The organism is Caballeronia sordidicola (assembly GCF_002220365.1).
In the GTDB taxonomy this organism is placed as follows: domain Bacteria; phylum Pseudomonadota; class Gammaproteobacteria; order Burkholderiales; family Burkholderiaceae; genus Caballeronia; species Caballeronia sordidicola_C.
The window spans coordinates 26,342-53,323 of the sequence record NZ_MTHB01000036.1 but is presented as its reverse complement, the minus strand read 5'-3'; the positions used below and the strand labels follow the sequence as shown (position 1 = coordinate 53,323).

The window sequence follows — 26,982 nt, the reverse complement described above, 5'->3', positions numbered from 1 at the left end:
CCGCACGGTCGTTGATAGATTTACTCGCCTGCTTACTCGCCGATCGAGGTGCCGTATGCACCGGCATCGATCAACCGATCCGTGTTTGCGTCGGCGGCTGGCTTGATCTTGAAGAGCCAGCTTTCGTACGGCGTGCCGTTGATTTGATCCGGCGTGCCTGTCAGCGCATCGTTCGCGCCGACGATTTCACCGGACACGGGCGCGTAGATATCGGATGCTGCCTTCACCGATTCGATCACCGCGATGGCGTCGCCAGCGGCAACCGTCTTACCCACAGGAGGCAGTTCGATGAACACGACATCGCCCAGTGCTTCCTGCGCGTGATCCGTAATACCGATGGTCAGGGTGCCGTCGGATTCAGTGCGCACCCATTCGTGCGATTCGGTGTATTTGAGGTCGGCCGGGATGCTCATGCGGATGCTCCAGTTGTCTTGAAGGGTGGGACGTGCGAAGTTAGTCAGCAAAGAATTGAGCGCTGTTTAAAGCGCCGCCAACACCTTGCCGTTGCGCACGAAAGGCAGTTTTACCACGCTTGCCGGGAGTTTTTTGTCGCGGATCACGACATGCACTTTGTCGCCCGGTTTCACGCTCGCCGGCACCCGGGCGAACGCAATGGATTCCTGCATCGACGGCGAGAAAGTGCCGCTCGTGATTTCGCCCTCGCCGTCGGCTGTGACGACTTTTTGGTGAGCACGAAGCACGCCACCCGCGCGGCCGTTTTCCTTCTGCAGAATCAAGCCGACAAAGCGCGCCTTCGATCCATTCGCTTCCAGCGCGGAACGGCCGACGAATGCGCGATCCGGATTGGTGAGATCGACGGTCCAGGCGAGGCCGGCGTCGAGCGGCGAGACCGTGTCGTCCATGTCCTGGCCGTAGAGGTTCATGCCGGCTTCGAGACGCAGCGTGTCGCGTGCGCCGAGGCCGGCAGGCTTCACGCCTTGCGCGATCAGCGCGTTCCAGAACGCTGCCACTTGTGTAGCCGGCACCACGATTTCGAAACCGTCTTCGCCCGTGTAGCCGGTGCGCGCGAGCATGACTTCGCCGAACGAGCTGACCGGGAATTGCACGGCGTTGAAGGGTTTGAGTTCTGCGGTGGCGTCGCGCGTTTCCGGCAGCACTTGCCAGACTTTTTCGCGTGCGTTCGGTCCTTGCACGGCGACGATCGCGAAATCGCGGCGCGGTGTGATGGTCAGTCCAAAACCGCCTTCCGCGTTCAGATGACCGAACCACGCGATGTCTTTTTCAGCCGTGCCGGCGTTCACGACGACGCGATAGTTGTCATCGGCGAAGTAATAGACGATCAGGTCATCGATCACGCCACCTTCCGGGTTCAGCAGGCACGAATACAGCGCCTTGCCGGGAACGGTGAGTTTGTCGACGTTGTTGGCGATCGCATACTTGAAGAACTCGCGCGCCTTGTCGCCGGTGAAATCGACGACGCGCATGTGCGACACGTCGAACATGCCCGCGTCGGTGCGCACCGCGTGGTGTTCATCGATCTGCGAACCGTAGTTGACGGGCATGTCCCAGCCGCCGAAATCGACCATGCGTGCGTTGAGCGCAAGGTGAGTGGCGTGCAAGGGCGTGTGTTGAAGATCAGACATGGAGCGGGCCTCTGGCGTGCGCGAGAACAAAAAAAAGGCCATGCGTCGAACCCGCTCGGGGTTTCGGCTTTTTGAGCTGCGCCAGACGCGTGAAACCATCCGGTTGCAACATGCAAAGCCCAAACCGCGTAGCGATTCGGTACATGACCCCTCTGTCCTCGGTACCTGAGAGATTGCACGCTGTTCGCCGATGATCCGACGTTCAACGCGCGCCCCTTCGGTGGGCATCTGGCTGGTGCTTCCTGATCAGCCGATGCCGCTCTCCAGAGTTCGACTTTCCGTCCACCGGCGCCCGTTTAAAGGCGCACTGCATGAACGGAACTTCGACGCGGCCGGTCCTTTTGCCTGAGAGTTTGTGGGTGTGCCCCTTCGGCGGCGCTTGCTTTGTTTTGAGCCGTTCTCGATGCGAACGACCAAAGCCAGCGCGCTCTCCCGACGCGTGCGGCGAATTTACGCGACCGAATTCAGCTTGTCAAACGGCGGGGGCTGGCGTGACGACCCTTAATCCTTCCGGAGCCCGGGATCCACGCGCCTGCCGATGTCACGCAAGCGCGCCAATTGATCGACCATCGAAGGCGCTTCGTCGAGGCTGCTGACAAAGGTCCAGAGATACGTCATCACGGCATAGACATGCCCGGCCTTGACCGCCGGCGCCAACGCCAACTGGCTGATGGCGATGACAAACAGCACCGCCGCCACGGACCCGACGAAGAGAAACGCCGCGGCTTCACGGTTCGAGAGGTGAATCCGGAGCTTGGAAAGGACGCGATAGTGCCGTTTCAGGGTGACCGTGCCCACCTTCGCAACCAGGCCGATTTCCTTCTCCAGCCGGTCATTCAGACGCTGATGCAAGCCCTGGTTGCGCCGTGCAAAGCGCGGCAACAAGGCCATGCACAGCAGCAACCCGCCCAGGCTGGCGACGCCGATCCACGGCTCGATCGCCAGCAGCATCGCCACGGCTCCAACGATGGATACCAGCGCCGTGACCATGGTCGGCACGTGTTTCTCGAAGAAATCGACAAACTCCCGGGCCAACACCACGCGCGCCGCAGCCGTCGACGTACTTTGGTTCTGCAGCCGCTGATTGAGGATCACCGGCACCGCCAGATCAGCGTATATCCGCGTGAAGGTGCGTGTATCCACGGCCCGGCGCGCGGCGCCGACTGCCCAGAACGCCAATACGATCACGGCGTAGAACAACGCGCTGCGGGCGTCGCCCCGGATGATCGAGTCGACGGCGAATCCGGCGAATAGCGGATACGCGAGCAACAGCGCGTTCTCCAGCGCGACGAGCGACAGCGTAAAGAACAGCTTGCCCGGATAGGCCCGGGCAATGGCTTTCAGCGTGGATGCGGCAGACTGCTGAGCGAGCTTTTCGCTTCCAACCATCCGGATTTCTGGTGTGACGAATGACATGACCGTACCTTGGGTAAGAACATCGCTATAATTTGAGCGACTGCTCAAATTATAATTGAGCAGTCGCTCAAAATGCAAGCCCAACTCATCCGTTCACGCTTGAAAAGGAATCGAACATGTCGCGCTCGTCCCCCGAACGCAAAGGTCAGATCATTGCGGCCGCCCTTGAGTTGTTCCGTCAGAAAGGTTTCGCCGACGTGTCCACGCGCGATCTCGCCGAGCATGCGGGGTTGTCGCGCAGTCACATTTATCACTACTTCGGCGACTGGAACGAGTTGCGCCGCGAGGCGTTCGTGCAGTTTGCCGACGAGCAACTCGAAGAGGCCGGCGCGCATTTGGCCGATAAACCGCCGGTCGAAGCGTTGCTCGGTTTTATCCGCGACTGCTTGCCCGCCAGCAAGGATGATGGCTGGGGACTGTGGCTGGATGCCTGGGACGAAGCCATGCACGACGCAGAACTCGCGCAGGCTTATTTAAGCGAAATCAGCCGCTGGCAAGGTTTGCTTCGCGGAATTATCGAACAGGGGGTGGAGGCGAAGGTGTTCCGCTGTGCATCGCCGCAACGTGCTGCCCGGCAGATCTTCGCGCTGGCCATGGGTTACGCCGATGATCTGCTGCTGCAGCCCTCGGTCGAGGCTGGCGAAGCTGCGCTGGAGGAGGTCGTGGAAGTGGCGGAGATGGCGTTGGGGTTTCGGCTCAACGCGGGGCATCAATGAGAATGAGCAATTTTGAACCGAACGACAGCCGCAGAGCAGGCCAGCCGTTCGGCGCATAAAAGCTTACTGAATTGCGCGCTGCAAACCGTCCAGCTCGCCGTTCAGCGTGCGCTGTTCGTCACCCGACAAACCGCCGCCATGCTGGGAAGCCATGTCACGCGATTCCTGACGCACTACATCCAGCCGATGATGGAACGCATCGCCTTGTGGCGGCGGGTAGAAGCCCTGGCTCACGCGCTGATCGACGTGGTGCCACAGCGAGTTGATCCGCCCGTTGACCTGATCCATCCGATGCACCGCTTCCATATGCGGATCGGGACGAGCAGGCGCTTCCTGGACCACATTGACTTGCCGCGGCGGCTCGACGACACAGGCCGCCAGCGAACCCGCGAGCGCCACGCCAATCAACGCGCGGGTAAAACCTGCTTTAAGCGTCAGCATTGAAGTTCTCCTCGTTTGGTTTGTAAGGTTTTTAAGATAAGACGACTGGGGAAGAACGGCTCAAGCACCACCCCGGCTGACGCCGGAGCGGTGTTGAAATGTAACGCTGTGTGTTTGAAAGTCGTGCGTGGGCCGTTTGTTATCACAACGGCGTGAAATCCAGCCGGCGTCCTTCGGCATTGCTGCGAATGGCGATGTCGATGATGGTCATGACATCGACGGCATCTTGTGACGTGACGGGGAACGGCTTGCCCTCAAGCACCGACGCCGCCAGCGCTCGATAAAACTCCGCATACGCGCCATCGCGGGTGGCGAATTCCTGGCGCAAGTCGTGGTCGCCATCGACTTCGCGAAGCAGGCCGGGCGGATTGTGGCCGAAGCCGGGGCTCCCCGGGCGCAAACCGGCTTTGAGCTGGTCTTCCTGCACATCCAGCCCCGTTTTCACATAGCTGCCACGCGTGCCGTGAATGGCGAAGCGCGGCGGTTCCAGCGCGGCCAGCGCGGTGGCGTGCAGCACGATCTCCTTGTCTTCGTAGCCCAGCAGCAGATGAACGTAATCCGGCGCGCTCGCGTGATCGCGGTGCGCCTTGACGCTGGCGAAAATGGTTTGCGGCCGGCCAAACAGCGTCAGCGCCTGATCGATGAGATGCGGCCCGAGATCGAACAACAAGCCGCCGCCACGCGACGCTTCCTCGCGCCAGCGTTGCGGCACTTTCGGCCGAAAACGATCGAAATGCGATTCGTAGTGCGTCACGCGCCCAAGCCGGCCGCTTTCGATCAACGCGCGCACCGTCATGAAATCGCCATCCCAGCGACGGTTGTGGAACGGGGCGAACAGCAGTCCGCGCGTTTTGGCCAGTTCGGCGAGGACTTTTGCGTCAGCGCCGGACAAGGTGACCGGCTTGTCGACCACGACGTTCCGGCCCGCTTCCAGGGCTTTCCTGGCGAGATCGAAATGGGTGTCGTTGGGCGTGGCTATGACGATGCAATCGAGTTCATCGAGGGCGAGCAGCGCATCGAAATCTTCGACGATCGTCGCATCCGGATAATCAGCCTGCGCCCGCTCGGGTTTACCGGTGGCAATGGCGGATACCGTCGCGCGGCCGCAATGTTCTATTACTGGCGCATGAAAGGTTTCGCCGGCGAAGCCATAGCCCATCAGGCCTACTTTTAGAAGTGCTGTCATGCGGGCATCCTGTTGGTTGGCGATGCCAGTATTGTGGCATGGGCCGAGGGGGCGGTTTGAGGTTGAACCGTCGCGCGGGGTTTTGATCTGCACTCGCGAAAGGGCCAGAACCATCGCTTTCGAGTGACGGTTTCTTCCGTGTTAACATCGCGCTCTCGAAATTGCGCCTCCTTCGGGGTGGCGCAATTTCGCTCACCATCTTGCTCAATCACCACCGCGTACTTCCGGCAGCCGAAACGTCCGCCCGATTTACGCATCTCAAAGTGTCCGAACGATGTCCGCAGCAGGTATGAACGCCGCGCAATCCGAAGCGGTGCGCTATCTCGATGGCCCGTGTCTTGTGCTTGCCGGCGCCGGCAGCGGCAAGACACGCGTGATCACCCAGAAGATTGCCCATCTGATCGAAGGCAAAGGCTTCGAGCCGAAGCACATTGCCGCGCTGACCTTCACGAACAAGGCCGCGCTCGAAATGCGCGAGCGCACGGCAAAGCTGCTCGAGGGGAAGACGCTCACCACGCCCGGCAAGGAAGGCCGCCGGGTGCCGGTGAACCAGTTGACCATCTCCACGTTTCACTCGCTCGGCGTGCAGATCATGCGGCAGGAGGCCGAGCACGTCGGCCTGAAACCGCAGTTCTCGATCATGGATTCCAGCGATTGTTTCGGCCTCGTGCAGGAGCAGCTCGGAACCACCGACAAAGGCCTGATCCGCAAGGTCCAGTCCATTATCTCGCTGTGGAAAAACGGCATGATGTCGCCGGACCAGGCGTCGGCGAGCGCGTCGAACGAAGACGAGATGCAGGCGGCCATTGTGTTTCGCAGCTACGTGGCAACGCTGCACGCTTATCAGGCGCTCGATTTCGACGATCTGATCCTGAAGCCCGCGCAGCTTTTCGCGGAGAACGAACAGGTTCGCGAGAAGTGGCAGAACCGGCTGCGTTATCTGCTGATCGACGAATATCAGGACACGAACACCTGCCAGTACGAACTGCTGAAACTGCTGGCCGGTCCGCGCGCGGCGTTCACGGCGGTGGGCGATGACGACCAGGCCATCTACGGCTGGCGCGGCGCGACGCTGGAGAACCTTGCGCAGTTGGGCAAGGACTTTCCGAAGCTGCATGTGGTGAAGCTCGAGCAGAACTACCGGTCGACGGTGCGCATCCTGACGGCTGCCAATAACGTGATTGCGAACAACCCGAAGCTGTTCGAGAAGAAGCTGTGGTCGGAACACGGCATGGGCGACTCCATTACCGTGACCGCTTGCAACGACGAAGAGCACGAAGCGGAATCGGTGGTGTTCCGGTTGTCGGCGCATAAGTTCGAGCGACGCGCGGCGTTTCGCGACTACGCCATTTTGTATCGTGGAAATTTTCAGGCGCGGATCTTCGAACAGGTTTTGCGGCGGGAGCGGATTCCGTACGTGCTGTCGGGCGGTCAGTCATTCTTCGACAAAGCCGAGATCAAGGACATCGTCGCGTACTTGCGGCTGATCGCGAACCCCGACGACGACCCTGCGTTTATCCGTGCGATCACTACGCCGCGGCGGGGCGTTGGCAATACCACGCTCGAGGCGCTGGGGTCGTTCGCGGGGCAGGCGAAGGTGTCGCTGTTCGAAGCCGTGTTCATGGGCGGCATTGAAGCGCGGTTGTCTGCGCGGCAGGTCGAGCCGTTGCGCGCGTTTTGCGAATGGATGCAGCGCCTGGCCGATCGGGCGGGGCGCGATCCGGCCACCCAGGTGCTCGACGACATGATGGAGGCGATCCATTACGAGGCGTATCTCTACGATGCCCACGACGAACGTCAGGCGCAATCGAAGTGGCAGAACGTGCTTGAATTCTGCGAGTGGCTGAAGAAAAAGGGCACGAAGCCCGAGGCAGAGCCGTCCGAGGATTCGGAGGCCACGGGTTATGACAACGCCGATGGTTTCGGCGATGAAGGCAAGAACCTGCTTGGCCTGATCCAGACCGTCGCGCTGATGTCCATGCTGGAAGGCAAGGACGAGAACCCGGATGCCGTGCGGCTGACGACGGTGCATGCGTCGAAGGGGCTTGAGTATCCGCACGTGTTTTTGGTCGGCGTGGAGGAGGGGATCATGCCGCACCGGGGCAATCCCGATGCGGACGCGGACGCGCCGGTCGACACCGGCCGGATTGAGGAAGAGCGGCGGCTGATGTACGTCGCGATCACGCGGGCGCAGCGCAGCCTTCATGTGAACTGGTGCAAGAAGCGCAAGCGGGCGCGCGAGACGGTGGTGTGCGAGGCGTCGCGGTTTATCCCGGAAATGCTTCTCGACGACGCACCTCCGCCAACGGAGGAAGAAGCGCCCATGTCGCCGAAGGACCGGATGGCGCGGCTCAAAGAGTTGCTGCAGAAGCCGACTTGATTGTTTTGGTCGGCCTTGGCTGAATTAAAAAACCCTGCGTTTGCGCAGGGTTTTTTATTTGCGTCGCGTGATGGAGAGCGGCTATTTGACGGCTGCGACCATGTAATCGACGGCGGCTTTCACGTCGGCATCGGATGCAGTCGATCCGCCCTTCGCTGGCATCTGGCCCTTGCCGTGCAGTGCGTAGTTGTAGACGGTGTCCATCGGTTCTTTGAGGCGCGGGGCCCATGCTTCCTTGTCGCCATATTTCGGCGCATTGAGCACGCCGGCCGCGTGACAGGCCTGGCAGACCTGCGTGTAGAGCGTCTTGCCCGCCTGCGATGCGTCCGCGCTCTGTGTGCCGGCCGCTGCGCCTGAACTTGCTTGCGGCACGTTCGCCAGCGCAGCGACTGCGGCGGCGGCCTGGGCGTTGTCGGTCGAGGCCGCGCCTGCTGCTGCTCCGCTCGCCGGTGCTGCCGCCGATGCGCCCGCTGCCGCGCCTGGAGCCGGTTGCGCGGGTTCGGCGAATTTTGCGCCGGCGTCGTTAGCCATGTAGACGACTGCCCGGGAAATTTCGAAGTCGCTATAGTCGTCGGGGCTGGTGCCGCCGCGAGCGGGCATGCCGCCTTTGCCGTTGAGCGCGTTGTGGAGCAGGGTGTCGTAGCCTTCCGCGATCCGGGGCGCCCAGTCGCCGGCATTGCCGAACTTGGGTGCGCCCGCTACGCCGGCCGTGTGACAGGTTGTGCAGACCGCCTTGAAGACTTCTTCGCCGGTTTTGTACACGCGGGGGGCGTTGGCGTCGCGTATGTCAACCTGCGCAACCGGGGCGATGCGCGCGGCCACGGCTGTGTCGGAGAGGGAATCGGTGCCGGCGCCGGTGCGTGTCGTGTTATTGACGTAGACGGCCAGCAGGACGATCACGACGATAGGAACGGCGAACCCGGCGACTATTGCCGCAATGAGTTGGCCAGGCGTTTTGATCGGGACTCCGTGGGGTGCTTCACTCATGCTCGTCTCGTCTCCCTTTTATTTGTGAGTCGGTTCAGCAACAGCGTGACAGCAACAACGACTTTCTGGGGCGTTCGTGATCGTTTTCACCAGCACGGTCGATTATAGACGGAACGTTTACGTGGCGGCGCGCCCGCAAAGGCCTGTCGCAGCGCGTGTTAACCCGGATTTCGGTGCTGCGGGCGAAGGTGTTCGAGGGTTCGGTCATCGGTTGGCCTGGTCCTTGCGGTGGACGGATCGGCGGAAAACAGGTATTGTTTCGGACTCGCAGCGGCCCTGCCTCCATTATTTTGTATATGGAACGCGGTGCCCTCGGTCATACGCGCCCGTAGCTCAATGGATAGAGTACTGCCCTCCGAAGGCAGGGGTTGCTGGTTCGATCCCAGCCGGGCGCACCAAGAATTAGCAAGGGTTCTGGGGTTTTAGCCGGTTCCCGTACTTTCTCCGATTGCATCTAATTAGTTGCCGATTTTGGCTTCGACTGCCTTTCGTCGAGTTGTTCGAGTGCATGCTCGATTTGTGGCCCCCAATTCCGAAACGGTCATTTTGGCGATATCCGTGCGCAATAGGCGTATGGGCGCGTCGAGTTTCACAGGCAGGTTTGTCCGCCACCGGTAGCGGCGCTAGTCTCAGCCAAGCGCGCGAAAACTCCCAATCGCCAGATATCCTTTACGCCGGGATCACATTCAACTCCAAGCGCATGCCGAGCGCGGCCAGCGCCAATGCGATCGTGTCGATCTTCGTTGCATGCCCGAGGTCAATTACACGGTTCACTTCCTGTGGGCGCGTGCGCATCCGTCGGGCCAACTCGGCGGGTGTCACTTGCTGCGCAAGCATCGCATTAAGCAACAACACCTTCGCCGCAACGCTGGCGCGTAGCTCGATCAACGTCTCGCCGCGTTTTGCGTCGGACGGCAGCGGGACCGGGCGTTTATCTTCGAAACAAAAATCCATCGCGGTAGCCAGCGCATCGCTGCCCACCTCGATAGCTTCCTCGCGAGTCTCACCAGCAGTGATGGCTTCGGGAATATCGCGGAACGTAACCGTGAAGCCGACTTCGTCGGCCTTGAGTCGGGCAGGGTAGCGGAACATTGTGTTTTCCTGTTTTGTCGCAAGCTGCAAAGCCCTTGCGGGCTTGCGATCATTTGATGCCCAGCTGCCTAAGAATCGCCTTCCTGATCGGTTCCGATATTTCTTTCAGTATGCTGATCCGAGCCGTTGACGCAACGGAAATGTAGACTTGCAGGTGCTATGCACCAGATCGCTCGCGGTAGACGCGGCCGGACAGAAGATTCGGCGGCCGCTCGCGCTGTGGGCACCACCGTAAAAGCTCAGTTTCCGGTGGAAATTATTAGGCTGAGCAATGGGCGCGGATTCATCGGTGTTGATTCTCGTGCCCACGCCCACATGTGGTGATGTTGACAAATAAACGTAGGCAGGCCAATAAGCATGACCAACCCTGAACTAACCGAGCACGACAGTGCGCGTGCCGACTTGCTATGTTTTCTCGTCGCGATTGCGGCGGCGTCGTACGCGCTGAGTGAAGAGTGGCGCGTGGACCATATCGTTGAATGTTGCCGTCGATGGCTGAAGAAGAACCAGTTGAAGATGCACTGGCTCGAGCGGGTCCGAATGGGCCAGCTTGCGCTGAAGATCGCTAGTAAAGACTTGCTGGAGGCGGGAGTCGCGGTTCGGCTTTCAAGCGTGCAGGCACTCTTCACCGATGAAATGGAACTCAATGGTTCGAGCACAATGGTCCAGAGGATGAGAGTGCTTTGTAACGATGCGCTCTAACTACGTCGCTCCGTAGATTGCAGGACGTAATCACGGGCGATCGCCATTAGCAACATCAGCAGGCCAACGACACGCCCACGGTCCCGCCACCCGCTCACCGCATCTGAACGGTATCGAAAACGGCGCCCAGTCCACTGCGAGTTGCAGTTAGCCAGCAGCGCCGTCATCTCCGAACGCGGGCGAAGTCACGACCGAACAATAACCGCACTTCGCCCGGTCTTTCCCTCAAGCCGCCGTATTGACGAACATCCCGGTGGCGCCGGACACACCTTGTTGCTGCAAGTTGCTCGCAAGACTCTGCAGGAACGTCTGCAACTGGGTATTCGTGCTGCTCGATGAGGAGCCGGACGTTGAGCCGAGCGACGAAAGCAGATTCTGAAAATCCGATGTCAAACCACTGACGCTGCTCGAATCGGACGATGAACTTGTCGTGCCGGCGGTCGACGTGGAGCTGCTCGAACTGGAGGTCAACGAATCAGCCAGCTCGGCGATTTGGGATGCAAGATCGCCACCTCCGCCACCTCCGCCACCCCCATGCCGATGATGCCCGTGATGAGCCGGCGCTGTGCCAGAAGGCGTAGTGGGAGCGGTTGTCGCAGCCGTGCTGGTCGCCGCGGTTGCGGCGGAACCGGCAGTGGTTGCGGCGGTTGCCGAAATCGCACTGGTGGCAGTGTCACTGTCGCCGGTGCTCGTTGATGTCGGGCTTGTACTCCCCTGCCCACCAGCCGCCTGGAACAGCGCGCCGAGAAATTGCTGCAGGGCTGCGGCTACCGAGGTCGCCGACGGCGCTGAAGCGCTGGAGGTCGAATCGGTCGCGGCTGGCGAACTTGTGCTCGAACTGGTCGAAGACGTGTCGCTCGATGACGTCAGCCCAAGCTGCGACAACGCTGCGGAAATAGCTTGCAGCAGCGGGTTTGTGCCGCCGCTAGCGCTTGTCGATGTGGCCGACGAGGAATCCGCGCTAGCCGCGCTCTGTTGGTTTGCGCGCGTGCGGTTAACCGCCCACGGCTCGGCGCTAGCAGCCGATCCTGTCAGTGCTGAAATGGACATGCATTGCTCCGAGTGGTTAGCGTGAATTCTTGCTGGAACGACCAATGAGTGTAGTAGCCGCTACCGTCGTTAACGGCCTTGTATTAGAGATCTTTTGCGAATCTGCTCGGGCGCTTATTACGCGATATTTCTGACGCTTAGTAAGGCGAAATGGTGTCCATTCGCAAGCATCGACAAGCTGCACCTCGGCGATGTTATTCGTCACCAGCCTGACCGATACGTCAGTTGCTAAGCGTTCTACAAACTGAAATATTGGGCAGATTTTCGTGTTCACCTGTCTGGTAGAAAGAGTAGTGCAGCGGGCAGTGGGTTTGTACGACCGAGCGGGCTTGTCGCCAATCCACGCGTAACGACAGCACGAGCCCGATCGACAAAAAATGCCACAAAGCTTCGCCAAGTCGACGTCGCGCCTACCGGTAGAATGTGCGCATGGAACTCAATGGCATTGGCCTATACACCCTTCAGGAAGCAGAACGGCTCACCGGCGCTCAAGCGCGCGAAGTGAGCCGCTGGCTGTTCGGCTATACGTTCAAGGGGGGGTGTCGGCGCTCCGCTGTGGAAATCTCAACTTGCTGATCTCGATGAAAAGGTGATCGGATTTCGCGACCTGATGGAGCTGCGTATCGTCAAGGCTTTCCGCAATCACGACGTTCCGCTGCAGGTGATTCGTGCTGCGATCGAAGGCGCGAAAGCAATGTTTGGAATTGAATATCCTTTCACTGCACATCGGTTTTTGACCGATGGCAAATCGATTTTTTCCGAAGCGTTGCAAGAACACGGCGATGCCGAAATCACCGATCTTGCCAAGCGTCAATTGGTGTTTGAACACGTCTTTCGCCCGGCGCTTTACGCCGGGATTGAATTTGCAGGCGACGGCCAGGCAACACGTTGGTTTCCAGTGCAGCGCAGCAAGGCTATCGTGCTCGATCCGCAAATCGCATTTGGGAAACCTGTGCTTACCGACTATGGCGTGAGAACGGAAATCGTCGCCGAGGGCTTCAAGGCTGAGAAAAACAAGAAGACGGTCGCTTCACTGTTCGACATCCCGGTTGCCGCAGTCGAATCTGCCCTCCGCTACGAGCGGATGGCAGCATGAAGTATTTCTTCGACAGCAATCTTTCCCCGCATCTGGCCCACGCCATCCAGGAACTGTGCCGGGTCGAAGAGACAGTTGCGCGCGTCATACATCTGCGTGACAGGTTTGCGCCGAACGCGAAAGACCACGATTGGATAAAAGAGCTAGGCGAGGAAGGTCGTTGGGTTGTTCTATCGCAGGATGCTTTTCGTAAAAACGACATCGAGCGCAAAGCCCTGCGTGATTCCGGCCTGATAACGTTCGTGTTTCATCGGCAGTGGACAGAACGCCAGCACTGGGATAAGGCACAAAACCTGGTCAAATGGTGGCCAGCAATACTCGATCAAAGCCGGAGAATAAAAGGTGGTGCGGCGTTTCGAGTGCCATGGCGATACAGCGGTGGAAAATTCGAACAGATTTCGCTGTAGCCATGTGCAAAGCGGGACGATGTTTAGCTCCCACCCGACTCCGTCCCATACCCCCATCCCCGTTCCCTCAAATATCTCCGATACCCCACCGACAACCGATCACAAACCTGATGCAACTCAGCTTGCGGATCGAGCGGTAGCCGCTTCGGCCATTGCGATTCCACAATCGGCGTGTCCTGCATCAGTATCTGCATATTGAAGTCATACAACGCCTGATCCGAGTGCGTGAGTTCATCCTCGAACACCGACACCAGCCACGCCCGCGTCTCCGTTTCACTCACCGGCGACGCCACGAGCAACAGGTGCAGCGCGCCCGCACCGTGCTGCGCGACTTTCGATAAACTCGCCACCAACGGCCGTTTCACGCGATAAACATATTCAATATCCACGCCCTCCTGTCCAGGCAATCCCGCTGGTTGCCAGAACCGACACCGCCGCGCCTCAAGCCCGCCCTCCGTTTCAATCACTTCGTAATCCTGCACTTCCGCGTGCGATGCATCGCCGAGAATGCCGGCATGCACGAACGGAAAGTGCGCCATATCGAGGAAATTCTCGACTACGCGCGGCGCCGATGAACGCACCGTCTGCGCGGCGAGATTGATCCGGCCCACACCGGGCGCGTCGTACTCCACGTACTCCGGAAAGAAATCGAGCGGACGTGAAGGCTCGCCAAGACACGTCCACACCACACCATATTTCTCCTCCGTGCGATAAGTCCGCGCGCAAGCGCGCTTCGCGGGGCGTATGGAAGGATTGGCGGGAATGTGGATGCATTGGCCATCGGCGTCGTAGCGCCAGCCGTGATAAGGGCACGCAAGCACGCCGTTTGTCACCGAGCCCAACGACAACTGCGCCCCGCGATGCGGACAGAGATCGCGCCAGACGTGGACGTCGGTGGAAACATCGGGCTGCGCGGCCGAATCTCCGTCCTCCGACGCGTTGCGCCAGACCACCAGTCGTTCGCCCGCCACGACAAACCCACGCGATTCCCCGGCGGGGACATCGGCGCTATTGCATACCGGCAACCATTCGCCCAGCAACGCGGCATTGGGCGCGACGCGGGCGTCATCGGCAGCATTCGTGACGTTAGTGGAAGAAGCAGATTCGAAGGGTTGCATCGGGCGTCGAAAAACCTACGTAGTAGATAACAAATCAAACAACGATTCAAATTGAGCCTCACACAACGATTCGAAAGCAAGCCTGGTGGAAACGCAAGTCGCCAAAACACCCTGGCGCGCTGAATGCGTACTACCCCGTTCGAAATCGATCGCGCCAAGTCAGCACTAATCCGCCACAAATCTAGCCGGATCGCGCAATTTTCAGGCACTTTTCAACGACGCAGTACGATTGCAACTCTGCACTACCCAGTCTTTGCAGAAAACGCGGCATCGATCCGCACTTCAGGAATCGTCATCAGGAGACTCAGAATGGGGCAGGCGAATGACCCCTGGCATCGGCACCGCGGTTACGTGTGGTCGCCCCATCACGATCCGGAAAAAGAGCAGGCGACGCTGCGCGTCATACTGGGCGGCCTTGCAACGGCTGTGTACGGCGCGCTGGCGTGGTGCGCTCCAACGCCCGCCGCTATCGCCAGCTTCCATGCGCTCGCGCTCTATCTGACCTACGGCGTGGCGACACGGGTAATCATCGGCAGAATGCAACGGCAGTCGAATCTGCGACTTATCTCCACGACCGTCGCTGACCAGGCGCTGCTCGCCGTGGTTCTTGGCGTCGGCGGAGCGCTCACCTTACCCATGCTGTGGGCCGTCTTCTTGTTTCTGATCGGCGCGGGCGGGCGTTACGGCAAGCGCGCGCTGGCGTTGTCGTGTGCAACGGCGCTGTTCGGAATCGTCGCGTTGTCCGTCTTGCAGCCCTGGTGGATCATCAATCGGTCCGCTGCACTCGGCATTGGCTTAAGCGTGCTCGGGGCATCGGTCTATCTCGCGGTGCTGGTCGGCCGTCTCGGCAGCGCGAATCGCGACCTCGCGCTCAAGGCCGGCACCGACCCGCTCACGGGCCTGAGCAACCGATACATGCTGGAGCAGACGATCGGCCGGGCGGTGACGGCAATATCGACGGGACAGGAAGGCGCGACTGCGCTGCTGCTGATCGATCTCGACGGCTTCAAGGAAGTCAACGATACCTACGGCCACGAAGTCGGCGACGTCGTGCTGCAAACTTTCGCGGCGCTGCTGGCAAGAAGGGTACGAATCACCGACACAGTCGCACGGCTCGGCGGCGATGAATTCGTCGTACTGGCGCGGCACGTGACCGGCGATCACGCTGTGCAGACGGTGGCAAACGGCGTGCACGCGGTGCTGGCCGAAATGAAGTCGGTGCAGGACCGGGTGGTGAATGTATCGGCGAGTATTGGCGCTTGCCTGATTTCGCCGGATCTGAGCCCCGGTTACAGGGATATTGCTGTGCTGATGCGTGCAGCCGATCGCGCGATGTATCGCGCCAAGGGACTAGGCAAAGGCCAGACGGAGTTCGCGCAGGGAGCGGATTTCGAAACCTGATCTGCGTTCAAGAACCCTCGACCGCCAGAGCTCAAGCCTCCACGCCCGACCACGCCTGTTCCCGCAATTTCGCCCGCAAACGCGCGACGGCCTGGCTATGCAACTGGCACACGCGCGATTCGCTGACTTCCATCACGGCACCAATCTCACGCAGATTCAGCCCCTTCTCGTAATACAGGCTCATCAGCAGCTTTTCGCGCTCAGGCAATTTATCGATTGCATCAACCAGCGCCGAGCGCAAGCTGCCGTCGAGCAACGCGGAGAGCGGGTCGGCTTTATCGACGCAATAACGGTCGAGAAACGGCTCGTCATCGGAAGACCGGTCGAAGTCTTCGTAATAGATCAACTGGCTGCCATGCAGATCCTGCAGCATGGCCTGATATTCCTCGAGCGGCATGTTCAGGTGCTCAGCCACTTCCTGTTCGCTCGCCGACCGGCCGAGATGCTGCTCGACCTTGTGCACCGCCGACTCCACTTCGCGTGAAGTCTTGCGCATGCTGCGCGGCAGCCAGTCGTTGGCGCGCAGCTCATCGAGCATTGCGCCGCGAATCCGCTGGCTGGCGTAGGTCTCGAACTGAGCGCCCTGATCTTCCTTGTAGCGGCCGGCGGCATCGAGCAAGCCGATCATGCCGGCCTGAATCAGGTCGTCCAGATCGACACTGGCGGGCATTTTCGCCACGAGCTGCAGGCCGAGCCGGCGCACCAACGGTGCGTAGCGGGTCAGGACCTCGGCCTGTGACAGTTTTCCTTGGGCGTTATACATCGCATTCACCTTGTTCCTTCTCTTGCGGCATCACACGGACGCGGGGCTGCTCATCGCAAGCTGCATCAATGGCGTTTCGGTGCGGCGAGCCGCGCCGGAGTTGATCGAGCGCTCCAACCCATGCTGCGTTTCCGCTCGCGAGGGTTGCACGGGCCATTCAAACTGCGACGCCTTCGGCATCGGCCAGTACTGCAATTCAGCGGCAATCTGCCGATAATCCCGGGCGGCGGCCGTCGCCGGAAAAGCTTCCACCGCGCAACGCGACAACTCGTGCGCCCTCGCCACGCGCGGATCTTCAGCCACGCATCCCGCCGGCATGAGCTGCACCGAGAGGTAGCGGCTGGCGACGCCCGCGAGGTTGTCGAAGGCGACTTGTGCATCGGCGCCGTTCTTCACGTGATTCACGACAACCCGGAACCGCCCGATAGCGTGCGCGTAGTGCAGACGCTTGATGCAGGCGTACGCCTCGGTGATCGCGGCAGGCGCCACGCGCGTTACGATCACGAAGTCGTGCGCTTGCACGGCCAGGTTCGACAGCGCGCCGCTACGATCGAGCTGGGTATCGATCAGGACGATATCGGCGGGTCCGTCGAGTAGCACGCGGCAATGCGCGGCGTCCTGGCTGATGCGTTCATCGCGAGGCGCAGCTATCACCGAAAAGCCGAACGGCGTGCGCGTGACGGCGTCCTGCAAGAAACGCTTGCCGGACAAGACCGCGCCCAGTGCACCGTTGTCCGGCACCTTCGCCAGCCGGCTCACCGACAGCCCGTTCTGGCGCTCGTCGATCACCAGCACATCCTTGCCTTGCGCAGCGAGAGCGCAGGCGAGGTTGACGACCGTCGAGGTATTGCCGGCCCCCCCTGATCCACCTGCCGGGGCGCCGCACACCGCCACGACCCGGGAGCCGTTGCGCGTCAGCAGACGGCGCAAGCCTTCAGCCTGATCGGACACGAACTTATCCAAAGTGAACCTCATGCAGTTCAGTGGAAGCGCGCGCTGAGAGCGCGGACAGGAGCGGCGGCACGTCGTCGTCTTGCGGCACGAACGGCGAGCCGTCGCGCGGGATGCAGAAGGCGCTTTTAATCAGGAAGCGCTTGGTCGCGACATACAGGTTTTCCGGCACCTTCTGACCCGTCGATACGTAATGCACGGGCAGCTTGTAGCGGATCACGGTGTCGAGTACGCCACCCAGGTTCGTGGCTTCGTCGAGCTTGGTCAGGATGCAGCCCGCGAGCGGCGGCTGGTCCGGCGTGCTCTGGTAGGCCTGCACGACTTCGTTCAACGTATCGCCGTGGCTGGTTGCGTTCAGCAGCAGCAGGCGCTGCACCGGATGGCCGGCGCCGCACAACATGGCAATGTGATCGGCGACCGTCCGGTCGCGCTGGCTCATGCCGATCGTGTCGATCAGCACGATGTGCTTGTTACGCAGTTCGGAGAGCGCGAGTTGCAGGTCGTCGGCGTCTTTCACCGCATGCACCGATACCCCGAGGATCTTGCCGAAAATACGCAGCTGTTCGTGTGCGCCGATCCGGTAGCTGTCGGTGGTGAGCAGCGCGACCTTGCTGGCGCCGAAGCGCATTACGCAGCGCGCGGCGAGCTTCGCGGTAGTCGTGGTCTTGCCGACGCCCGTCGGGCCCATCAGCGCGAAAACGCCGCCGCGGTTCATCATTGATTCTTCGCTGTCCATGACGGGCAGGTTGTTTTCGAGCACTTGCTGAACCCATTGCATCGACGCTTCGGCTTGTTCGATCTCCGGCATGTTGTCGATCACCAGGCGCACGAGTTGAGCCGAGAAACCGGCGGCGAACAGGCGCTTGGTCAGCTCGGCGTGATTCGGGCTGCGACGTTGGCGATCGCCCCACAGCAAGCCGGCGAAGTGCTCTTCCATCATGCCGCGCATTGACGAAAGTTCATGCATGACGGTGTCGTTCATGACTTGCTCCACGCGGGTGCGGATGGCTTCGGTCACGGCAGCCGCCGCCGATGCCGGCAGGCCCGCGAAGGCGCCTTCCTGCATCGAACTGGCGCTTTGGGCCGCGGACGGTTGGGCTTGCGGATTGATCTGGGCGTTCAGTTGCGCTGTTTTCTGTTCAGCGCGGCGAGCGGCGAGTTGCGCCGCTTCGCGTGTCCATCCGGGGGCTTGGGCGGATTCCTGCGGCGTGACGGTCACAGGACTGCCCAATCCCTTCGCGATGGCTGCTGATGCGCTCAGCATGCGTTGCGGCGCACTTTCAGCCGTCGAATGCGCCAACTGCGCCGTTTGCGCGACCCGGCGCGCATGCTCGATCAGCCAGGGATTCGATTCGGCCATCGTGCGCGACGTGTCATCCGGCTGCGCTTCAGGCTCCATGTCGTCCAGCGGTTCCGGATTGGCACCGAACACTGACGAAAAGACATCGCCGCTTGCGTAGGGGTTCGAACCCGCATTTGCATTCGGGTGTGACTGCGAATGTGACTGCGTGTGTGAATGGTTTCCGGTCGACGCCTTCAGCTTCATCTCGCGATGTTCGGCGGCGGCTTTCGGAGAGATCTTCGCCAGATCGCCATCCGCAACCGCGACGATCTCGATGCTGCCGTCTTCGGTTACCCGGTTCGACAACACGACCGCATCGGGACCCAGTGCTTCACGGACGAGCCGAAACGCTTCGCGACTCGTGGCACCGATGAATTTGCGGATGTTCATTTACCCCCCGATGAGCTCGCGCTCACGCTGATTTGTTGCGGTTGACCGGTAGCGCCACGTTTTGGGCGACGTACCGTTTTCCAGTGAATGAATTATTGCAAGGGTGGCTGGCGGTTCATCGGCTGATAAGAGCCGGGAAAGCGGGGTAATTCGGGAGATCGATGGTGGGGGCGGCACACAGGTCGCATCCGGGAAACGCGTGCCGGATCAAACATCAGACAATTATCTTGATGTTTGTGGCGACGCAGGCGAAAGGCGTCATAAATCGCTTCACTACCCGTCGTGTTATTTCGCCGCAGGGCCGCGATGATTATTTCTCTTCCGCTTTTATTATTGCGCAACACAGTGCCGCGCAGTTCGTGATAATGATTTTATTAAGTTTATGAAACGACTTTAATCAAGCCTGAAAATCAATGAACAATGGTTAACTCGATGAAATATCTATCGTGCCTCAAGGCGAACCTACCTATAATAAATCGAAGGACAATTCAGATAAATTGCAATAGCAGAGCAAGCATTTCACGTCCTGACATCAATCAAGGAATATCCAAATGCCCCAAAAACTATTTCACGCGCAACCATTTCCGCTCTCATTCGAATCGCAAACAACTGCATTAGTCGTGATCGACATGCAGCGTGATTTTGTTGAACCGGGAGGCTTTGGCGAAGCATTGGGAAATGACGTCTCCCTGGTGCGCAGCGCGATTGTCCCGTGCGGGAAAGTGTTGAAGGCCGCGCGAGATGCGAAGCTGCTGGTGATCCATACGCGTGAAGGTCATCGGGCCGACCTGGCCGATTGCCCGCCCGCGAAACTGACGCGCGGCGGCAAGACGTTCATTGGCACCGACGGCCCCATGGGCCGCATCCTGGTTCGCGGCGAAGCAGGGCACGACATCATTCCCGAACTGTATCCAGCGTTCGGCGAACCCATCATCGACAAACCGGGTAAGGGCGCGTTCTATGAAACCGACCTGCAGCTGATCCTGCAAAACCACGGGATCAAGACGCTTATCGTGTGCGGCGTGACAACTGAGGTCTGCGTGACCACGACCGTTCGCGAAGCCAATGACCGTGGCTATGAGTGCATTATTCCGGCGGACTGCGTCGGGTCGTATTTCCCGGAATTCCAGAAGTCGGCGCTGGAGATGATCAAGGCGCAGGGCGCAATCTTCGGCTGGGTCAGCGACGCCGCGGCCATTGTCGACGGCTTGCGCGCTTGAGGCCGGCCGGGCAGCCATGGCACGCCTCCTCACGTTCCCTGTGTGCTCGGTGGGCTATATGGCGGAGCACGGGCCGCGCGAGACGCTGCGGTTCTGGGTGCATAGCTGCTTTCAACACGCGATGAACTTGTCGTCGGCGAGTGGCGAGTTGCTGACCTTGCTGAGCCCGCGTTATCAGAATTTGCCCACGGCTATCAGGCTTTCGACGCCGCCTGGCTGGGATTGGCGCCATCAAGCGCATTCCCGGGAGCCCGTCACACTCGAGAACAACGAGTTGCGCGGCACACTCTGGCGCGCAAACCTGAGCCGGGCACCGTGCTGGCGGCCTGGAATGGACCGGGCGCCAGGCGGCCATTCGCTGGACGCGATGCTGGCCGCTTATCCGTTGCTGGCGAGCCAGTTGTTGGAGTACTGCATGGAGCGCGAGGTGCGCAGCAGCCTGCGATTGCTGCCGGGCTGGCCGTCCGGAGGACGCAATCCTCGCTTGAACCTCGGCGACGCAAAGGCGGAGTTGGAAAGTGGGGTGTCGGAACTGATTGGGTATGGCGCAGGGCTGACACCGGACGGCGACGATTTCCTGTTGGGTTATCTGGCGTCGTTATGGCCGTGGCAACGTCTCGGTGCCATATCCGCCCATTTGAAACTATTGCGTCCGGCAATAAAGAGTCAGCTTCACCAGACGACCAGTATCAGCCGGCATTATCTGGAGCTTGCGTTGCAGGGACACTATTCTGAGTCAATTGATAATTTGACGACCGTCCTGATTCACGGAAGTCCACCGGCAGACGTGAAACGTTCGGCAATCAATGTCATGAAATTCGGTTCGTCGTCTGGCGCAGACTGTCTCGGAGGTTTCCTGCACGGAATAAGAGTGCTTGGAAAGGTGGAGCAAAAAGAAATGAACTGATCCGTTAAACGGGTTAGCTGAAAACCATTATTGAGTTAATCAGATTGATGGCACCCGGCGCATGCAACGCCGGGTTCGCCAGGCGGACACTCGGCCGAATCTGGATCAGGCAAGCGTAACGATTACCGGAAGCTGAAATGAGCATAAGAACCAAGGTCTTCAAGAACATGTATCAGGACTCCGTCTCCCTGATGCAGATATCCGCGCACATCTCCAAGCTCGCCGGCATCGAGCAGGCCTCGGTGGTGATGGGAACGAGCACCAACCTGGCGCAACTGCGGGACGCGGCTCTTGACGACGGCTGTACAGCCGGCCCGAACGATCTCGTGATCGCGGTGCGTGGAGAGATCTCGGCGTGCGACGGCGCGCTCGTTATTGCGCAGGAGCGCTTGAACAGCAAGCCGGAGGAGTCAAGCGGCGACGGTGTGCGTCCGCCACCGCTTGCCAGCCTCGAAATGGCCGTGGAACAGCAGACGGCACCCAATCTCGCCCTGATCTCGGTCCCCGGCGACTATGCCGCCGCCGAGGCGATCAAGGCGCTACGCCTTGGCATGTCTGTCATGCTTTTCAGCGATAACGTCAGCCTCGCCCACGAGCGCGCGATCAAGACACTCGCGGCTGAGAAAAAGCTCCTGGTGATGGGACCCGATTGCGGGACGGCCATCATCAATGGATTGCCGTTGGGGTTCGCCAATGTGGTGAGGCGCGGGGCGATTGGTGTAGTGGCGGCATCGGGCACCGGCTTGCAGGAAGTGACATGCCGCATCGACCAGCTGGGCGCCGGGATTTCGCAGGCCCTCGGCACGGGCGGCCATGACCTGCACGAATCGATCGGCGGGATCTCCATGTTGTACGGGCTCGATGCGCTGAGCGCGGATCCCGACACCCACGTGATCGTGCTGATCTCCAAACCGCCCGCTCCGGCTGTCGCGGAGAAAATCCTGGCGCGGGCGCGCGCGGCGGGCAAGCCGGTCGTAGTCAACTTCCTGGGTGCGCGGGCCGAAGACATGAACGTGCCGGGAATCACCCCGGCTTACACCCTGGCCGATGCGGCCAGCTTCGCCGTCGCGTTGCTCTCAGGCAGCGAACTCCCGGCTTCGGTGGCCGAGGTCAGCACGCCGGACGCCGGTCGTCTCCACGACTACAGCCGTACCTTGCGGCCCATGCGGCGCTTCATCCGCGGTGTGTTCGCGGGTGGCACCTTTTGCTACGAAAGCCAGTTGTTATGCCGGCAACGCGGCTTCGCCGCGTCGTCGAATACGCCGGTTGCGTCCAACAGCAAGCTCGAGGATATCTGGCACAGCACCGGTCACACGCTCGTCGACATGGGCGATGACGATTTCACCCGCGGCCGTCCGCATCCCATGATCGATCCCACGCTGCGCAACCAGCGCATCCACGCGGAACTGAACGACCCGCAGACCGCCGTCGTGTTGTTCGACCTCGTGCTGGGTTATGGCGCATCGACAGAACCTGCCCGCGAGCTGTTGGAGCTGATCGAACACGCCCGCCTGCAAGCGGCTGGCAAAGACTTGCCGGTCCTGATCTCCCACGTTTGCGGCACGGAAGCCGATCCACAAGTCAGAAGCCGTCAGGTCGATACCTTGCGCGAAGCCGGCGTTCTCGTCGCCGGTTGCAACGCGCAGGCGGCGCTCTGGGCGAGCCACGTTGCCCATCTTCAGGCGCAAAAATAACGGGACCATGATGAACACGCTATTTAACCAGCCACTGACCGTGGTGAACGCAGGCTTGAGCAGTTTTGCCGATAACCTCGCCCTCGCCGGCGGCGACGTCACCGATCTACGCTGGCAGCCACCCGCTCTCGGCGATGTAGACGCGGGACTGGCGCTGGCAACGCTGATTCGCCATCCGCTGGTCGAGCACGCCAACGACCAGGCGTTCCAGCAGTATCTTGCGGCCCAGCCCGTACTCGTCGATGTCATGAGCGCAGCGCACGCAATCAGCGCAATGGCGCATCGCAAGCTGATCCTCCACGCGGGCCCGCCCATCGAATGGGCCGATATGTGCGGACCGGTGAAGGGCGCGATTATCGGCGCGATCCTGTTTGAGGGATGGGCGACGACCCACGAAGCCGCCGAGCGGCTCGCGGCGGACGGCGCGATCGACTTCGAGCCGTGTCACCACTATCAGGCGGTCGGCCCCATGGCGGGCATCATCAGCCCGTCCATGCCGCTGTGGGTGATCGAGAACAAAACAAACGGTCGGCGGGCTTTCAGCAACTTCAACGAAGGACTAGGAAAGGTGCTGCGTTTCGGCGCCAATAACCATGAGGTGCTGGAACGCCTGCACTGGATGAGCCAGGAACTCGCGCCGGCATTGAAGGCCGCGTTGAACGTGCTGGGCGAAGTGGAGTTGAAGCCGCTGATGGCGCAGGCGTTGCACATGGGCGACGAAGTCCATAACCGCAACGCAGCCGCCACCGGCCTCCTGATCAAGCGCCTGATTCCCGCGTTGCTATCGGCCGGATTGCCGATCGAGCGGATTCAGCGCGTGACGGAATTCATTGTTGGCAACGATCACTTCTTCCTCAATCTCTCGATGGCCGCGTGCAAGGCGATGACCGATGCGGCCCACAACGTGCCCTTCAGTTCGATGATCACGGTCATGGCGCGCAACGGCGTGAATTTCGGCATCCGCATGTCCGGCACGGGCGACCGGTGGTTCCAGGCGCCCGCCAATCCGGTGGAAGGTTTGTTCTTTCCGGGCTATGGCGTGGAAGACGCCGCGGCCGATCTCGGCGACAGCGCGATCACCGAGACGGCGGGCGTGGGCGGCTTCGCCATGGCGTCGTCGCCGGCTATCGTCAAGTTCGTGGGCGGAACGCCTGCGGACGCCACGAGCAACAGCCGCCGCATGCAGGCGATCACGCTGGGCGGCAATCCCGCGTTCACGCTGCCTGCACTGAATTTCGCGCCGACTGCCGCGGGTATCGACGCACGCAAGGTCGTGGATCGCGGCATCCTGCCGATCATCAATACCGGGATTGCGCACAAGGAGGCTGGCGTCGGGCAGATCGGCGCGGGCATTACCACGGCGCCGATGCCGGGTTTCATCGAAGCGATTCGCGCGCTCGCCGAATACGTTTGAACCACAGGGACCACGCATCATGACCAAGCCTCTGGCAATTGTCGCGGTTGGCGGCAACGCGCTGATCCGCGACGATCAACACGATAGCATTCCCGATCAATATGACGCGGTCGTTGAAAGTGCGCGGCACATCGCCGACATGATCGAGGCCGGATGGGATCTGGTGCTGACGCACGGCAACGGACCGCAAGTGGGTTTTATCCTGCGCCGCTCAGAACTTGCCGCCGATGAAGTCCGGCCAGTGCCGCTCGACTATGCCGTCGGAGATACGCAGGGCGCGATTGGCTACATGTTTCAAAAGGCGTTGAGCAACGCGTTGCGGCGCCGCGGGATTCATCGGCCCGTGGTCACCGTTGTGACCCAGACGCGTGTCAGCCGCGACGATCCAGCGTTTCTCAAACCCGGCAAACCGATAGGCGCTTTCCTCGACGAAGCCACCGCGCGGCAGCGGCAAAAGGTGCTCGGCTGGACACTGATGGAAGACGCCGGACGGGGCTGGCGTCGGACAGTGGCGTCGCCCCAGCCGCTGGAAATCATGGAGCGCGAGGTCATCGCGACGTTGCTTGCACAGGGGTGCGTGGTGATCGCGTGCGGCGGCGGAGGTATCCCGGTTCTGGTCGATGAGCACCGGCAGATTTCGGGCGTGGAAGCGGTCATCGACAAGGACCTGGCTTCGGCGTTGCTCGCCGAACAATTGGGCGCCGATCTCCTGCTGATTCCGACAGGCGTCGACCAGGTGGCGATCAATTTCGGCAAGCCGGATCAGCGCTGGCTCGACACGCTAAGCCTGGCCGAAGCGCAGGAACTGATCTCGCAGAATCAGTTCGGCGCGGGAAGCATGCTGCCCAAAGTGGAAGCCATCATGCGATTCGTGACGCATAGCCGGTCGCACGGCGGACACGGTAAAGGCTTGATTACAAGTCCGGAATCGATCAAGCGCGCGCTCGACCGCCAGACCGGGACATGGATCACGCAATAGTGGTTCGAGTCGTGGACATTTTATTTAGCAATACCCATTTTATTGAAGAACGAAGGCAGACAGATGAACAACACTACGTTGCTGGCCGTCAACGGCACGCTCATGCGCGGGCTCGAACTGAACGGCAACATGACCGCGGCGGGCGGCGTGTTCCTGCGTGAAGATCACACCGACCCGCATTACAGGCTCTGGAGCATTGGCGATCGCCATCCGGGAATGATCCGCGTGGCGGCAGGCGGAACGTCGGTCGCGCTCGAGATCTGGGAATTGCCGCTCGCGTCGTTCGCTGCTTTGTTGTTGAGCGAACCGGCTGGTCTCGCGATCGGCAAGGTGACGCTTCGCGACGGCAATCAGGTGTTGGGCGTGCTGGCCGAACCCTGGCTGGTCGACAACCAGAAGGACATCACCGCGCACGGAAGCTGGCGTGCCTATACCGGCCATTTCTATTCCGCCTGACCGCTCGAAACCTCCGGGGAACATTTGTATGCGTAACACTGACGAAGGCCCGAATACGGCGCCGGGGTATCGCATCGCCATGATTTTATTGGGCATTGCCATTACGCCGGTTTTACTCTCCTCCTCCAGTCTGGGGAGTCAGCTCTCGAGTCTGGCGTTGATCAAAGTGGTGGTCATTGGCGGCATCATCCTGACCCTCCTTTCCGCAATCACCATTTGTGTCGGCGAGAAGGCGCGGCTGCCAACGTACGGCATCGTTAAATATCCGTTCGGCGAAAAAGGGGCGATCGCCATCAACGTCCTGCTCGCGATCAGTTTGTTCGGGTGGATTGCCGTGACTGCCAATATGTTCGGGCATTCGGTGCACGATCTGCTGGCGCAACAGGGCGTCGACATACCGGTGCCTGCGCTGGTTGCGGCGGGGTGCGTGATCTTTGTGGCCGCTACGGCTTTTGGTTTCGAACTGCTTGGGAAGGTCGCTCAGTTTGCGATACCCGTCATCGCGTTGATGCTGTGTTATTGCGTCTATGTCGCAGCTCACGGAATGGTCCCGGTGCCAGGCGGGTTCACCGATATGAATACGGGCGTGGCGGTTTCCACCGTGGTCGGGACCATCATTGTGCTGGTGGCCACGTTGCCTGATTTCGGCAGCTTCGTTCATAACCGCAAGCACGCGTTGATTGGCGCGGTGCTGACGTTCCTGATCGCTTATCCGTTGTTGTATTGGGCGGGAGCCACGCCGAGCGGGATATCCGGCAAAGGGTCCTTGCTCGGCGCCATGGCCGTGTTCGGGGCCGTGCTGCCGGCCGCTTTACTGCTCATTTTTGCGACCGTAACGGGGAATGCCGGGAACATGTTTCAAGGCACGCTAGTCGTTTCAACCTTGTTCACGCGGTTCCCGAAATGGCAGATTACCGTCGCGCTGGGCGTGCTCGCGGTGATTGTCGGCAGCATGGACATCATGGCGTGGTTCATCCCGTTTCTGCTCTTTCTGGGAATCGCGACGCCGCCGGTGGCCGGGATTTATATAGCCGACTTTCTGCTGTATCGGCGGGGCGGGTATGACGAGCGGCTGCTCGAGACCGATCCGCAGGTGAAGGTGCTGACCTTCGTTGCGTGGATCATCGGGTCGCTGGCCGGGTTCATGACGGTGAAGGGCGTGTTTTCCTTCACGAGCATCCCTTCGCTCGATTCGATTATTGTCGCGTGTGCGTGTTACACGATTTTCAGCCGGGTCACGCGTTTGCGTAGCGTAGCCTCGCGGTTCTAA

26 protein-coding genes, 1 tRNA gene and 2 riboswitches are annotated in these 26,982 nt (G+C 60.6%); of the genes, 15 read left to right on the top strand and 12 right to left on the bottom strand.

Annotated features, from left to right (window positions below):
- Window positions 1–32: 32 nt before the first annotated feature.
- The 3 genes from gcvH to BSU04_RS05960 form a co-directional block, all read right to left on the bottom strand.
- Window positions 33–413 carry a glycine cleavage system protein GcvH gene (gcvH, locus tag BSU04_RS05970; protein WP_089159736.1) on the bottom strand — a complete coding sequence of 127 codons (381 nt, stop codon included), beginning with the start codon at window positions 411–413 and terminating at the stop codon, window positions 33–35.
- A 66-nt stretch (window positions 414–479) separates the two neighbouring features.
- Window positions 480–1,604 (bottom strand): glycine cleavage system aminomethyltransferase GcvT, encoded by a 1,125-nt coding sequence (gcvT, locus tag BSU04_RS05965; protein WP_089159781.1) that lies wholly within the window; start codon window positions 1,602–1,604, stop codon window positions 480–482.
- Between the two features lie 142 nt (window positions 1,605–1,746).
- Window positions 1,747–1,881: riboswitch (glycine riboswitch) on the bottom strand.
- 46 nt (window positions 1,882–1,927) lie between these two features.
- Window positions 1,928–2,049: riboswitch (glycine riboswitch) on the bottom strand.
- A 56-nt stretch (window positions 2,050–2,105) separates the two neighbouring features.
- On the bottom strand, window positions 2,106–3,020 hold the full coding sequence (locus BSU04_RS05960) for an ABC transporter six-transmembrane domain-containing protein (RefSeq protein ID WP_089159735.1): 915 nt from the start codon (window positions 3,018–3,020) through the stop codon (window positions 2,106–2,108).
- A 116-nt stretch (window positions 3,021–3,136) separates the two neighbouring features.
- Here BSU04_RS05960 and BSU04_RS05955 point away from each other — a divergent pair, with 116 nt between their 5' ends.
- A complete protein-coding gene (locus BSU04_RS05955) occupies window positions 3,137–3,736 on the top strand; it encodes a TetR/AcrR family transcriptional regulator (RefSeq protein ID WP_089159734.1) in 600 nt (199 codons plus the stop codon).
- 63 nt (window positions 3,737–3,799) lie between these two features.
- Here BSU04_RS05955 and BSU04_RS05950 read toward each other — a convergent pair whose 3' ends face one another.
- Both BSU04_RS05950 and BSU04_RS05945 read right to left on the bottom strand, forming a co-directional pair.
- Window positions 3,800–4,177 (bottom strand): hypothetical protein, encoded by a 378-nt coding sequence (locus BSU04_RS05950; protein WP_089159733.1) that lies wholly within the window; start codon window positions 4,175–4,177, stop codon window positions 3,800–3,802.
- Between the two features lie 142 nt (window positions 4,178–4,319).
- Window positions 4,320–5,363, bottom strand: coding sequence for an oxidoreductase (locus BSU04_RS05945; RefSeq protein WP_089159732.1), 1,044 nt, complete (start codon window positions 5,361–5,363; stop codon window positions 4,320–4,322).
- 274 nt (window positions 5,364–5,637) lie between these two features.
- On the opposite strand from BSU04_RS05945, the gene BSU04_RS05940 reads away from it, so the two are divergent.
- The gene (locus BSU04_RS05940; protein WP_089159731.1) at window positions 5,638–7,743 is read left to right on the top strand and encodes a UvrD-helicase domain-containing protein; all 2,106 of its coding nucleotides are present in this window, start codon (window positions 5,638–5,640) and stop codon (window positions 7,741–7,743) included.
- 81 nt (window positions 7,744–7,824) lie between these two features.
- Here the strand turns inward: BSU04_RS05940 and BSU04_RS05935 are convergent, their stop codons facing one another.
- Window positions 7,825–8,730, bottom strand: a complete 906-nt coding sequence (locus BSU04_RS05935) for a c-type cytochrome (protein ID WP_089159730.1) — start codon at window positions 8,728–8,730, stop codon at window positions 7,825–7,827.
- Between the two features lie 322 nt (window positions 8,731–9,052).
- Between BSU04_RS05935 and BSU04_RS05930 the strand changes: the two genes are divergently transcribed.
- Window positions 9,053–9,128: transfer RNA gene (locus BSU04_RS05930), tRNA-Arg, on the top strand.
- A gap of 271 nt (window positions 9,129–9,399) precedes the next feature.
- On the opposite strand, the gene BSU04_RS05925 is transcribed toward BSU04_RS05930, so the two are convergent.
- Window positions 9,400–9,822 (bottom strand): type II toxin-antitoxin system HicB family antitoxin, encoded by a 423-nt coding sequence (locus tag BSU04_RS05925; RefSeq protein ID WP_089159729.1) that lies wholly within the window; start codon window positions 9,820–9,822, stop codon window positions 9,400–9,402.
- Window positions 9,823–10,179: 357 nt separating this feature from the next.
- Between BSU04_RS05925 and BSU04_RS05920 the strand changes: the two genes are divergently transcribed.
- A complete protein-coding gene (locus BSU04_RS05920; protein WP_089159728.1) occupies window positions 10,180–10,524 on the top strand; it encodes a hypothetical protein in 345 nt (114 codons plus the stop codon).
- Window positions 10,525–10,749: 225 nt separating this feature from the next.
- Here the strand turns inward: BSU04_RS05920 and BSU04_RS05915 are convergent, their stop codons facing one another.
- Entirely contained in the window at window positions 10,750–10,995 is a 246-nt protein-coding gene (locus tag BSU04_RS05915; protein WP_089159727.1) for a hypothetical protein, read from the bottom strand.
- A gap of 94 nt (window positions 10,996–11,089) precedes the next feature.
- Between BSU04_RS05915 and BSU04_RS05910 the strand changes: the two genes are divergently transcribed.
- The 3 genes from BSU04_RS05910 (at window position 11,090) to BSU04_RS05900 (ending at window position 13,077) form a co-directional block, all read left to right on the top strand.
- The gene (locus BSU04_RS05910; protein WP_144021132.1) at window positions 11,090–11,599 is read left to right on the top strand and encodes a hypothetical protein; all 510 of its coding nucleotides are present in this window, start codon (window positions 11,090–11,092) and stop codon (window positions 11,597–11,599) included.
- A 564-nt stretch (window positions 11,600–12,163) separates the two neighbouring features.
- A complete protein-coding gene (locus tag BSU04_RS05905; RefSeq protein WP_256982211.1) occupies window positions 12,164–12,670 on the top strand; it encodes a DUF433 domain-containing protein in 507 nt (168 codons plus the stop codon).
- The gene (locus tag BSU04_RS05900; protein WP_089159725.1) at window positions 12,667–13,077 is read left to right on the top strand and encodes a hypothetical protein; all 411 of its coding nucleotides are present in this window, start codon (window positions 12,667–12,669) and stop codon (window positions 13,075–13,077) included. Before BSU04_RS05905 ends, BSU04_RS05900 begins: the two co-directional genes overlap by 4 nt.
- A 23-nt stretch (window positions 13,078–13,100) precedes the next feature.
- Here the strand turns inward: BSU04_RS05900 and BSU04_RS05895 are convergent, their stop codons facing one another.
- Window positions 13,101–14,195, bottom strand: coding sequence for an aromatic ring-hydroxylating oxygenase subunit alpha (locus tag BSU04_RS05895; protein ID WP_089159724.1), 1,095 nt, complete (start codon window positions 14,193–14,195; stop codon window positions 13,101–13,103).
- 309 nt (window positions 14,196–14,504) lie between these two features.
- On the opposite strand from BSU04_RS05895, the gene BSU04_RS05890 reads away from it, so the two are divergent.
- Window positions 14,505–15,596: a GGDEF domain-containing protein gene (locus BSU04_RS05890; protein ID WP_089159723.1), complete on the top strand. Its 1,092-nt coding sequence runs from the start codon at window positions 14,505–14,507 to the stop codon at window positions 15,594–15,596.
- 31 nt (window positions 15,597–15,627) lie between these two features.
- On the opposite strand, the gene BSU04_RS05885 is transcribed toward BSU04_RS05890, so the two are convergent.
- The 3 genes from BSU04_RS05885 to flhF are packed head-to-tail and all read right to left on the bottom strand — an operon-like array spanning window position 15,628 to window position 19,042.
- Window positions 15,628–16,359 (bottom strand): RNA polymerase sigma factor FliA, encoded by a 732-nt coding sequence (locus BSU04_RS05885; protein ID WP_089159722.1) that lies wholly within the window; start codon window positions 16,357–16,359, stop codon window positions 15,628–15,630.
- 30 nt (window positions 16,360–16,389) lie between these two features.
- Window positions 16,390–17,322: a MinD/ParA family ATP-binding protein gene (locus tag BSU04_RS05880; protein WP_089159721.1), complete on the bottom strand. Its 933-nt coding sequence runs from the start codon at window positions 17,320–17,322 to the stop codon at window positions 16,390–16,392.
- Complete coding sequence (flhF, locus tag BSU04_RS05875; RefSeq protein WP_089159720.1) at window positions 17,315–19,042, bottom strand: flagellar biosynthesis protein FlhF; 1,728 nt, start codon at window positions 19,040–19,042, stop codon at window positions 17,315–17,317. The genes BSU04_RS05880 and flhF overlap by 8 nt, the downstream gene beginning before the upstream one ends.
- A gap of 551 nt (window positions 19,043–19,593) precedes the next feature.
- Here flhF and BSU04_RS05865 point away from each other — a divergent pair.
- The 7 genes from BSU04_RS05865 to BSU04_RS05835 all read left to right on the top strand — a co-directional run bounded on the left by BSU04_RS05865 (window position 19,594) and on the right by BSU04_RS05835 (window position 26,982).
- On the top strand, window positions 19,594–20,262 hold the full coding sequence (locus tag BSU04_RS05865; RefSeq protein WP_089159718.1) for a cysteine hydrolase family protein: 669 nt from the start codon (window positions 19,594–19,596) through the stop codon (window positions 20,260–20,262).
- A 16-nt stretch (window positions 20,263–20,278) separates the two neighbouring features.
- Window positions 20,279–21,169 carry a DUF2877 domain-containing protein gene (locus tag BSU04_RS46250; RefSeq protein WP_179258219.1) on the top strand — a complete coding sequence of 297 codons (891 nt, stop codon included), beginning with the start codon at window positions 20,279–20,281 and terminating at the stop codon, window positions 21,167–21,169.
- A gap of 137 nt (window positions 21,170–21,306) precedes the next feature.
- Window positions 21,307–22,863: an acyl-CoA synthetase FdrA gene (fdrA, locus tag BSU04_RS05855; RefSeq protein WP_089159717.1), complete on the top strand. Its 1,557-nt coding sequence runs from the start codon at window positions 21,307–21,309 to the stop codon at window positions 22,861–22,863.
- Window positions 22,864–22,873: 10 nt separating this feature from the next.
- A complete protein-coding gene (locus BSU04_RS05850; RefSeq protein WP_089159779.1) occupies window positions 22,874–24,277 on the top strand; it encodes a DUF1116 domain-containing protein in 1,404 nt (467 codons plus the stop codon).
- A gap of 19 nt (window positions 24,278–24,296) precedes the next feature.
- A complete protein-coding gene (gene arcC, locus BSU04_RS05845) occupies window positions 24,297–25,256 on the top strand; it encodes a carbamate kinase (RefSeq protein WP_089159716.1) in 960 nt (319 codons plus the stop codon).
- A gap of 63 nt (window positions 25,257–25,319) precedes the next feature.
- On the top strand, window positions 25,320–25,712 hold the full coding sequence (locus tag BSU04_RS05840; RefSeq protein ID WP_089159715.1) for an allophanate hydrolase-related protein: 393 nt from the start codon (window positions 25,320–25,322) through the stop codon (window positions 25,710–25,712).
- Window positions 25,713–25,740: 28 nt separating this feature from the next.
- Window positions 25,741–26,982, top strand: a complete 1,242-nt coding sequence (locus tag BSU04_RS05835) for a cytosine permease (protein ID WP_089159714.1) — start codon at window positions 25,741–25,743, stop codon at window positions 26,980–26,982.

What these genes read in the sequence shown, in the direction of transcription:
- BSU04_RS05935 (WP_089159730.1), bottom strand. Translation starts at nt 8,730, where the DNA reads ATGAGTGAAGCACCCCACGGAGTCCCGATCAAAACGCCTGGCCAACTC.
- fdrA (WP_089159717.1), top strand. Translation starts at nt 21,307, where the DNA reads ATGAGCATAAGAACCAAGGTCTTCAAGAACATGTATCAGGACTCCGTC.
- BSU04_RS05850 (WP_089159779.1), top strand. Translation starts at nt 22,874, where the DNA reads ATGAACACGCTATTTAACCAGCCACTGACCGTGGTGAACGCAGGCTTG.
- gcvH (WP_089159736.1), bottom strand. Translation starts at nt 413, where the DNA reads ATGAGCATCCCGGCCGACCTCAAATACACCGAATCGCACGAATGGGTG.
- BSU04_RS05885 (WP_089159722.1), bottom strand. Translation starts at nt 16,359, where the DNA reads ATGTATAACGCCCAAGGAAAACTGTCACAGGCCGAGGTCCTGACCCGC.
- BSU04_RS05940 (WP_089159731.1), top strand. Translation starts at nt 5,638, where the DNA reads ATGTCCGCAGCAGGTATGAACGCCGCGCAATCCGAAGCGGTGCGCTAT.
- BSU04_RS05960 (WP_089159735.1), bottom strand. Translation starts at nt 3,020, where the DNA reads ATGTCATTCGTCACACCAGAAATCCGGATGGTTGGAAGCGAAAAGCTC.
- BSU04_RS05900 (WP_089159725.1), top strand. Translation starts at nt 12,667, where the DNA reads ATGAAGTATTTCTTCGACAGCAATCTTTCCCCGCATCTGGCCCACGCC.
- BSU04_RS05835 (WP_089159714.1), top strand. Translation starts at nt 25,741, where the DNA reads ATGCGTAACACTGACGAAGGCCCGAATACGGCGCCGGGGTATCGCATC.
- BSU04_RS05955 (WP_089159734.1), top strand. Translation starts at nt 3,137, where the DNA reads ATGTCGCGCTCGTCCCCCGAACGCAAAGGTCAGATCATTGCGGCCGCC.
- BSU04_RS05840 (WP_089159715.1), top strand. Translation starts at nt 25,320, where the DNA reads ATGAACAACACTACGTTGCTGGCCGTCAACGGCACGCTCATGCGCGGG.
- BSU04_RS05895 (WP_089159724.1), bottom strand. Translation starts at nt 14,195, where the DNA reads ATGCAACCCTTCGAATCTGCTTCTTCCACTAACGTCACGAATGCTGCC.
- BSU04_RS05890 (WP_089159723.1), top strand. Translation starts at nt 14,505, where the DNA reads ATGGGGCAGGCGAATGACCCCTGGCATCGGCACCGCGGTTACGTGTGG.
- flhF (WP_089159720.1), bottom strand. Translation starts at nt 19,042, where the DNA reads ATGAACATCCGCAAATTCATCGGTGCCACGAGTCGCGAAGCGTTTCGG.
- BSU04_RS05945 (WP_089159732.1), bottom strand. Translation starts at nt 5,363, where the DNA reads ATGACAGCACTTCTAAAAGTAGGCCTGATGGGCTATGGCTTCGCCGGC.
- BSU04_RS05920 (WP_089159728.1), top strand. Translation starts at nt 10,180, where the DNA reads ATGACCAACCCTGAACTAACCGAGCACGACAGTGCGCGTGCCGACTTG.
- gcvT (WP_089159781.1), bottom strand. Translation starts at nt 1,604, where the DNA reads ATGTCTGATCTTCAACACACGCCCTTGCACGCCACTCACCTTGCGCTC.
- BSU04_RS46250 (WP_179258219.1), top strand. Translation starts at nt 20,279, where the DNA reads ATGGCACGCCTCCTCACGTTCCCTGTGTGCTCGGTGGGCTATATGGCG.
- BSU04_RS05950 (WP_089159733.1), bottom strand. Translation starts at nt 4,177, where the DNA reads ATGCTGACGCTTAAAGCAGGTTTTACCCGCGCGTTGATTGGCGTGGCG.
- BSU04_RS05865 (WP_089159718.1), top strand. Translation starts at nt 19,594, where the DNA reads ATGCCCCAAAAACTATTTCACGCGCAACCATTTCCGCTCTCATTCGAA.
- BSU04_RS05925 (WP_089159729.1), bottom strand. Translation starts at nt 9,822, where the DNA reads ATGTTCCGCTACCCTGCCCGACTCAAGGCCGACGAAGTCGGCTTCACG.
- arcC (WP_089159716.1), top strand. Translation starts at nt 24,297, where the DNA reads ATGACCAAGCCTCTGGCAATTGTCGCGGTTGGCGGCAACGCGCTGATC.